Source organism: Citrobacter sp. TBCS-15, from assembly GCF_005280815.1.
Taxonomy (GTDB): Bacteria; Pseudomonadota; Gammaproteobacteria; order Enterobacterales; family Enterobacteriaceae; genus Citrobacter; species Citrobacter werkmanii.
The window spans coordinates 1-428 of the sequence record NZ_SZWK01000086.1; the positions used below are offsets into that span (position 1 = coordinate 1).

General features: G+C 40.0%; 1 protein-coding gene. It reads left to right on the plus strand.

Annotated elements, in window-relative coordinates; genetic code table 11:
* Window positions 1-69: 69 nt before the first annotated feature.
* The coding region (locus FDW96_RS03065) for a hypothetical protein (protein ID WP_212732861.1) at window positions 70-428 on the plus strand (359 nt) is incomplete at its 3' end.

Sequence of the window (428 nt, forward strand, 5' to 3'; positions counted from 1 at the left end):
AGGCTAGAGGGCGAAATTAAGCAAGTCGAGGGTGCTATTAGTTCAGGCTCTTGGAACATTGACGCTAAAATGGATACTAAAGGCGTTAATAGCGGAATTGAGGGCATGAAGTCACGCTTTAGCGGTCTTAGAGAGATTGCTGTTGGTGCATTCAGACAAATCGGTGCAAGTGCTGTTAGTGCTGTCGGTAACGGCTTAAAAGACTGGGTATCTAACGCAATGGATACTCAAAAAGCCATGATTTCATTGCAAAATACAATGAAGTTCAAAGGCAATGGAAAAGACTTTGACTATGTAAGCAAATCTATGCAGAATCTTGCTAAAGATACAAATGCAAATACCGAAGATACTTTAAAACTTTCAACAACGTTCATTGGTTTAGGCGATAGCGCTAAAAAAGCGGTCAGTAAAACAGAAGCATTAGTAAA